Consider the following 7,188-nt stretch of genomic DNA (forward strand, 5'->3'; position numbering starts at 1 on the left):
GTGTGAGGGTGTGGGGTGTGGTGGAAAAATTACTTCTTACTTTTTTCTTCTTACTTCTTCTCCTGAACTCCTGAAGTGCGAAGCGTGGCGTAAGCCATACTTCTGAACTTCTGAAGTGCGCAGCGTGGCGTAAGCCATACTCCTGAACTCCTTAATTCAAGAATGTTAATGCCTGTCCCCTGATGTGGGTGTTGACTTGGCCTTTGTCATAAACTATTTCACCACCGACAATAGTTGTCACAGGCCAACCTGTTAAATTCCAACCTTCAAAGGAACTCCAACCACATTTTGTTAACTGTTCTTCCCGCTTGACGGGGCGATAGGTATTTAAATCTACCAATACTAAGTCCGCATCGTAACCAGGGGTAATTTCTCCCTTGTTAGGAATACCATAAGCCACAGCCACTGCCTTGGACATCCAATTAGCGACTTGGGCTACAGTGCATTTTCCTGCCATTGCCGCAGTTAACATTAAAGGTAGGGAAGTTTCTACACCGGGCATTCCTGAAGGAGTGTTGGGATAAATTTGGGCTTTTTCTTCTAGAGTGTGGGGTGCATGGTCAGTGGCGATAAAATCAATTACACCATCTCGTAACGCTTGCCAGAGAACTTCATTATCGTGGGGCGATCGCAACGGTGGATTCATCTGTGCCAGAGTCCCAATTTTTTGATACGCATCTGTATTTAACAACAAATGTTGTGGTGTTACCTCCGCCGTCACCCAACTGGGTTTATCCTGACGCAGTAACTCAGCTTCTTCAGCCGTTGATAAATGCAGAATATGTAACCTACGTTGATATTTTTTAGAAAGTTTTAATGCCAATTGAGTCGCCAATAGTGCAGCTTGATTATCTTGAATTTGCGAATGAATCGCAGGATCATGAATATCAGCAAATTCTTGACGGCGTTGCTTAATCCTCTCTTGATCTTCCGCATGAACAGCAATTAAGCGAGTTCCCTGGGCAAAAATTGCCTCTAGCGCCTCTTCTTGGTCAACCAATAACTGACCGTGCATCGAACCCATAAAAATTTTAATTCCTGGTGTGGGTTGCGCTGCAAGCAATTCTGATAAGTTTTCTGTTGTCGCCCCAATAAAAAAGCCATAATTAACTAAGCACTTATTGGCAGCCCGTTCTAGCTTGTCATCCAAAGCTGATTGGCTAATTGTCAAAGGTCTTGTATTGGGCATTTCTAAAAAAGAAGTGACTCCCCCTTTAGCGCAAGCACAACTAGCAGTAAACAAGTCTTCCTTATGTTCCAGTCCTGGTTCTCGAAAATGCACTTGTGGATCAATCGCACCAGGCAACAAAGTTAACCCCTGTGCGTCAATTTCTTGAGTTGGTGAAGCATTAGTAATTTTTGATGCTACTTCAACTATTTGCCTTCCATCAGTCAGTACATCGCCAATTATTAACTCACCATTCGGTAACATGAGGCGTGCTTGACGAATTAGTAAACTTGTGGGAGATGACATAGAGTTATCAGTTATCAGTGAACAGTAATCAGTTTTATTTTATGGTGTGTGTTAAAAAAAATAATTTATGCTGATTAAAGAGGTACTCTAAACCCATCTTAATCAGGAAAACACGCTTCTCTAGTTAAGATAATAAATAAAGTCTCCCCCAATAAGTTCAGTGCTTGCTTCTTACCCTAAAATTTAAGTAATTTCATGCAAAATCAAGTGTCTGATAAAAATTCTAGCCCCCAACCTGATAATTCCTGGATCTTAGAGCTAGGCAAAACAATTATCTTGAACGTCTTTTTGGCTTTGGGAATTCGTACCTTTGTCGCTGAAGCACGTTGGATTCCTTCTGGATCAATGGAACCAACACTGCATGGTACACCAAACCAGTGGGAAGCCGATAAGATTATTGTAGATAAGGTAAAGTATAAATTTACTAAGCCAGAACGGGGAGATATAGTAGTATTTTCACCGACTGAAGAACTAAAAAAAGAACAATACCACGATGCCTTCATTAAACGAGTCATCGGCTTACCCGGAGAAACTGTAGAACTTAGGGCAGGCCAAGTCTATATTAATAACAAACTTCTTGAAGAAGATAAATATTTATCTCCATCTGTGCGTACAGTTGTTGATGTTTGCACGTCAGGTCAACAACCTGCTTTCTTAGTGAAACCGGAAACTATACCACCTGACTCATATCTAGTTTTAGGTGATAATCGTGGCAGTAGTTATGATGGTCGTTGCTGGGGTTTAGTGCCACGGCAAAATATTATTGGTCGTGCCATAGTTCGTTTTTGGCCTCTCAATAATGTTGGGACGATTGATAAATCTCCCTTGTATCCATCTACAAATCCTTAATTCAAAATGTCTACCGCTATAGATGTAAAAATTCCCCAATATAGCGGTAAAGCATTAAAAATAAAAATTCCCAATTAAGAATTCTTGCTTGTTCTCTGTTGCCTTCTTTTCTTGACGAATTAAGAATTACGAATTATTTAAATGCCCTGTCTATCAAAAATATTACTATATCCGATTAAGTCATTAGATGGAGTAGAAGTAGAAAAGGCAACTGTTCTACCTAGTGGCGCACTTTGCTATGACCGTGAATTTGCAATTTTGGATGCACAAGGTAAATTTGTCAATGCTAAACGCCATACCAAAATTCAGTTATTGCGCTCAGAATTTTCTCTAAACGAGAGAATTATTCACCTGCAACTTCCTGGTCATCAATCACCACAAATTTTTCATCTTGATCAAGAACTTAAAGGGTTAGAAGCAACTTTAAGTGATTTCTTCGGGTTTACTGTCAAATTAGTGCAGAACACCAATATGGGTTTTCCTGATGATACAAACTCTCCAGGCCCAACGGTGATTAGCACAGCAACTTTGACAGAAGTGGCTTCTTGGTTTCCTGGTATGAGTGTGAATGAAATACGCCGTCGAATGCGTGCCAATATTGAGATTGATGGTGTACCAGCATTTTGGGAAGATAGGCTGTTTACAGCAAGTGGGGAAACAGTATCTTTTGTAGTCGGAAATGTGCAGTTTTTGGGAATTAACTCCTGTCAACGTTGTGTAGTTCCTACGCGGGATTCCTATTTAGGTGAGGCTTACCCCAACTTTCAAAAAATATTTGTCCAGAAACGTCAAGCAACTATGCCAGCTTGGGTAGATGCATCAATATTTAATCATTTTTATAGATTGAGTGTGAATACAAGAGTTGCTGCATCGGAAGTTGGAAAAACTATAGAAGTTGGCAATAATATCGAAATATCTTTATAACAAATATAGATATAGCAGAAGGCAAGAGGCAAGAGGCAAAAGGCAAGAGTAAAACCCTTGCTATTATTAGTTTTCAAGGCTCAATAATGTCCTAATCATTCTGGCTACAGCTATAATTAATGCAAACAAGATGCTTATAGCAATCCCCATTCAAGTGAGGTACAAGCAGTAATAATTAAACGCAGATGGACGCAGATAAACGCAGATAATTTTCTCAAAAACTATTTTTTCTTCTCTTTGCGCCTATACGTGAAACAAATCCTCAACCCCGTATCTCATCATACTTAGCTTTTACAGCTTGGATATCCTGCCACATTAACCATTTAGGTGAACCTTTTTCCCGTGATGGGTTACGCAATAAATAAGAAGGATGGAAAATTGGCATACATAAACGTCCTTCCCACTCTATCCATTGTCCGCGAATTTTCGTAATTCCTTGCTTACTTCCTGTGATGCCTTTAACAGCAGTTGCACCAGTTAATAAGATAATTTTTGGGTCAACTAAACGTATTTGTTCTAATAAATAGGGTTTACAAGCCGCCATTTCTTCCGGTGTGGGAACTCGGTTTTCCGGTGGGCGGCATTTGTTTATATTACCGATAAATACATCATCTTCCGTACTCAAATTCACTGATGCCAAAATTTTCTCTAATAATTGCCCAGATTTACCTACAAATGGTAAGCCAGTTTCATCTTCGCTTTGCCCTGGGGCTTCTCCGATAATCATGATTTTAGCTTGGAGATTACCACGTCCGACAACAGCATGAGTGCGATTTTCACCCAACCCACAACGATGACAGTTGTTACAGTGCTGTGATAATTCCGCCATATTCCCATAAGTACCGGATGGAACAGGAATTTTCGCATCTTTAGGAATTAAGTCTTTTTGGTTAAAGTTTGAGCCGTCAAAGAGACTGAGTTGGGTGTCACTGCTCATATTTTCTGATTTAATATCTCAATTATGGTAAAAAACTTTTACCATACAGTAACAGCGGGTGAATAAATATTTAGAGCGGGTGATGGGACTCGAACCCACGACATTCTGCATGGGAAGCAGACATTCTACCACTGAATTACACCCGCAAACAGGGATGACTGTAATGTAAATTCAAGCTAATTATATCATAATTTAGTAAAAATGTAAGCAGCGGCTTTTGCTGGAGTCAGTCTTATGTTGAACAAGTAAGCTAAATAGACTCTAATCTCCTGTAATTCATGGATTAGGAAAAATTGAGAATGATCATGTACACTGAATGCAATGGGAGTTAAAAGCACTAAATTCTCTGACTATACTAAGCTACCAATTTATCAAAAAATAGCCTGAAAACCCCGGAATTAAAACCTAAAAATTCAAAAAGTTTTAATAATTTGATGTCTTTGCCGCCGGGAATGAAAGCCTGCTGAGGCGCAAACACCTGGTACGATTTCATGGTAGTATTGCTTTACTGCCTAAATATGGCGAAAATAACCAATAAATTGCAACAAAAAACCAAAAAAGGCAATATTGACATTAAACTCACTAGAGCTATGAGCGATCGCTCATTTTGGCAACTAAAACACCTAGATTACCAACAGCAGAAACCCTATATAAAACCAAAGGGAGGAATTGATAACTAGCCGTAATTACCAACAGTAAACATGATTATACAAAATATATACCTTGAGTCTCTACTATGTTCAATACCACTGAAATTATCATTGATGCTTTTGTTAATCAAATACGATCAGGATACCAACGTACCTACGGCGGTTTAAAAACTGATTATCAAGACATTATTGCTTGGGCTGGTAACATGGCATTAGAAAACATCGCTAACAGTGATGCTTTATATCACAATGTGGAACATTCTGTACTTGTTACCCTGGTTGGACAAGAAATATTACGTGGTAAACACATCCGCGAAGGAGGAGTTTCTAGTGAAGATTGGTTGCACGTAATCATCTCCTTATTGTGTCACGATATTGGCTATGTCAAAGGAGTTTGTCGGGAAGACCAAGAATCAGAAAGCTTATATGCTACAGGACAAAATGGCAACATGGTTGCTCTGCCACCAGGTGCTTCTGATGCTAGTTTAACTCCCTATCATGTAGACCGAGCAAAACTATTTATTGATGAAAGATTTGGTGGACATCCCTTAATAGATTCGGAATCAATTAAAGACAATATTGAATTAACTCGCTTCCCAGTTCCTAGCGCCGAAGATCATCAAGATACCAGTCACTTTGCCGGCTTAGTACGTGCGGCTGATTTGATTGGACAATTAAGTGACCCCCGTTACTTGAAAAAAATCACAAGCTTATTTTACGAATTTGAAGAAACTGGAGTCAATAAAGCTTTGGGCTATAAAAATCCTGGAGATCTACGCAAAAATTACGCCAAATTTTACTGGAATGGTGTTTATCCTTATATCAAAGAAGGATTGCGTTATCTATCTCTCACACAACAAGGAAAACAAGTTTTAGCCAATCTTTATTCTAATGTGTTTGTCGTTGAACATGAAAAAGAAAATGAAGAACTAAGGTATTTAGCTGAACAGTTAAATGCCTAGATAACTAAATTTATGTAGCTTATAATTGAGACGGGTAATTGGTAATTGGAATTAACCGGGCTTTTGCCTATTACCTGTTTTCTAACTAGCAAGTTACATTTATTTAGATGTTGACCCTTTTTTATTAGTCATTAGCTATAATTTTTCAGCGTGACTAGTGAGTTATTAAGCTATATTAATCATCATTGGTTGGTAAATAAAAATTATGAATTGGTGGCAAAGACTTAAGAAAAATCCTTTAGCACGACTTGGGGCAACTATACTATTAATTTTCTATTTAGCAGTCATTGGGGCTGATTTTATCGCGCCCTATAATCCTTATGATTCACAACCGAATGGTTCACTACTGCCACCAACACGAATTTATTGGGTTTCACCTTCAGGTAAATTTATTGGTCCTCATATTTATCCCACAACTCAAGGAGATACAAACTTAGAAACAGGGGAACGTAAGTTAATTGTAGACTTTCAAAAACCTTCACCCTTAAAATTCTTTGTTTCCGGGACTGAATACAAATTATTTCAATTAAGTTTACCTCTACCTCCAAAATGGGATGAAGTTACCATTATTCCTGGCATACCTCAAAATTGGCATTTGTTCGGCACAACTGGTACAGCAAAATTTAATCTTTTGGGTACTGATGAACAAGGAAGAGATCAATTTAGTCGTCTGCTATATGGTGGTCGGATTAGTTTATTTATTGGTATTTTTGGCATCATCATTACCTACCCCCTCGGTTTGTTCATAGGTGGAATTTCTGGCTATTTTGGAGGAGTAATTGATAGTGTAATTATGCGTTTAGCAGAAGTGCTGATGACTTTCCCTAGCATTTATTTGTTAGTAGCATTATCAGGAATATTAGATGAAAAATTAACGAGTACACAGAGATTTTTATTAATTGTTGTCATTACTTCTGTGATTAGTTGGGCAGGTTTAGCTAGGGTGATTCGCGGTCAAATTCTATCAATTAAAGAACGGGAATTTGTGCAAGCATCACTGGCGATGGGTGGTAAGCCAATTTATATTATTCTCCGTCATCTGTTGCCGCAAACTGCTACTTATGTAATTATTTCTGCGACTTTAACAATTCCTAGTTTTATCGGTGCAGAAGCCGTATTAAGTTTGATTGGTTTAGGTATTCAACAACCAGATCCCTCTTGGGGAAATATGCTTTCTTTAGCTAGTAATGCCTCCATTTTGGTATTACAACCTTGGCTGATTTTGTCCCCAGCAATTCTCATTATTCTCACAGTTTTATCATTTAATTTATTAGGAGATGGGTTGCGCGATGCCCTTGATCCCCGCAGTTTGCAAAGATAGGAAATTTGGGATGCTCCCTAGGGACTTCTAAATAAAAAAATATCCAGTCGTTGAGTAAGCAGGGGAGGCAG

The 7,188-nt window shown here is 38.7% G+C and carries 7 protein-coding genes and 1 tRNA gene; 5 read left to right on the forward strand and 3 right to left on the reverse strand.

From position 1 onward, the window contains the following. Positions 1-151: 151 nt before the first annotated feature. Positions 152-1,474, reverse strand: a complete 1,323-nt coding sequence (locus A0J48_RS25385) for a dihydroorotase (RefSeq protein WP_200327351.1) — start codon at positions 1,472-1,474, stop codon at positions 152-154. Between the two features lie 195 nt (positions 1,475-1,669). On the opposite strand from A0J48_RS25385, the gene lepB reads away from it, so the two are divergent. After that, positions 1,670-2,323, forward strand: a complete 654-nt coding sequence (gene lepB, locus A0J48_RS25390; RefSeq protein WP_200327352.1) for a signal peptidase I — start codon at positions 1,670-1,672, stop codon at positions 2,321-2,323. Between the two features lie 141 nt (positions 2,324-2,464). After that, positions 2,465-3,247: an MOSC domain-containing protein gene (locus A0J48_RS25395; protein ID WP_200327353.1), complete on the forward strand. Its 783-nt coding sequence runs from the start codon at positions 2,465-2,467 to the stop codon at positions 3,245-3,247. Between the two features lie 262 nt (positions 3,248-3,509). Here the strand turns inward: A0J48_RS25395 and A0J48_RS25400 are convergent, their stop codons facing one another. Together A0J48_RS25400 and A0J48_RS25405 are read right to left on the reverse strand one after the other, a co-directional pair. Continuing rightward, complete coding sequence (locus tag A0J48_RS25400; RefSeq protein WP_200327354.1) at positions 3,510-4,184, reverse strand: uracil-DNA glycosylase; 675 nt, start codon at positions 4,182-4,184, stop codon at positions 3,510-3,512. Between the two features lie 74 nt (positions 4,185-4,258). After that, positions 4,259-4,330 (reverse strand) — tRNA-Gly (locus tag A0J48_RS25405). Positions 4,331-4,702: 372 nt separating this feature from the next. Between A0J48_RS25405 and A0J48_RS25410 the strand changes: the two genes are divergently transcribed. From A0J48_RS25410 to A0J48_RS25420, 3 genes are all read left to right on the forward strand, one after another. Then, on the forward strand, positions 4,703-4,864 hold the full coding sequence (locus A0J48_RS25410) for a hypothetical protein (protein ID WP_200327355.1): 162 nt from the start codon (positions 4,703-4,705) through the stop codon (positions 4,862-4,864). A gap of 56 nt (positions 4,865-4,920) precedes the next feature. Next, the gene (locus A0J48_RS25415; RefSeq protein ID WP_200327356.1) at positions 4,921-5,796 is read left to right on the forward strand and encodes an Npun_R2479 family HD domain-containing metalloprotein; all 876 of its coding nucleotides are present in this window, start codon (positions 4,921-4,923) and stop codon (positions 5,794-5,796) included. A gap of 205 nt (positions 5,797-6,001) precedes the next feature. After that, the gene (locus A0J48_RS25420) at positions 6,002-7,117 is read left to right on the forward strand and encodes an ABC transporter permease (protein WP_200327357.1); all 1,116 of its coding nucleotides are present in this window, start codon (positions 6,002-6,004) and stop codon (positions 7,115-7,117) included. Positions 7,118-7,188 lie beyond the last annotated feature (71 nt).

Source organism: Sphaerospermopsis aphanizomenoides BCCUSP55, assembly GCF_001586785.1.
In the GTDB taxonomy this organism is placed as follows: Bacteria; Cyanobacteriota; Cyanobacteriia; order Cyanobacteriales; family Nostocaceae; genus Sphaerospermopsis_A; species Sphaerospermopsis_A aphanizomenoides_A.

Coding starts and splice junctions, on each gene's coding strand:
- A0J48_RS25385 (WP_200327351.1), bottom strand. CDS start 1,474: ATGTCATCTCCCACAAGTTTACTAATTCGTCAAGCACGCCTCATGTTA.
- lepB (WP_200327352.1), top strand. CDS start 1,670: ATGCAAAATCAAGTGTCTGATAAAAATTCTAGCCCCCAACCTGATAAT.
- A0J48_RS25395 (WP_200327353.1), top strand. CDS start 2,465: ATGCCCTGTCTATCAAAAATATTACTATATCCGATTAAGTCATTAGAT.
- A0J48_RS25400 (WP_200327354.1), bottom strand. CDS start 4,184: ATGAGCAGTGACACCCAACTCAGTCTCTTTGACGGCTCAAACTTTAAC.
- A0J48_RS25410 (WP_200327355.1), top strand. CDS start 4,703: ATGGCGAAAATAACCAATAAATTGCAACAAAAAACCAAAAAAGGCAAT.
- A0J48_RS25415 (WP_200327356.1), top strand. CDS start 4,921: ATGTTCAATACCACTGAAATTATCATTGATGCTTTTGTTAATCAAATA.
- A0J48_RS25420 (WP_200327357.1), top strand. CDS start 6,002: ATGAATTGGTGGCAAAGACTTAAGAAAAATCCTTTAGCACGACTTGGG.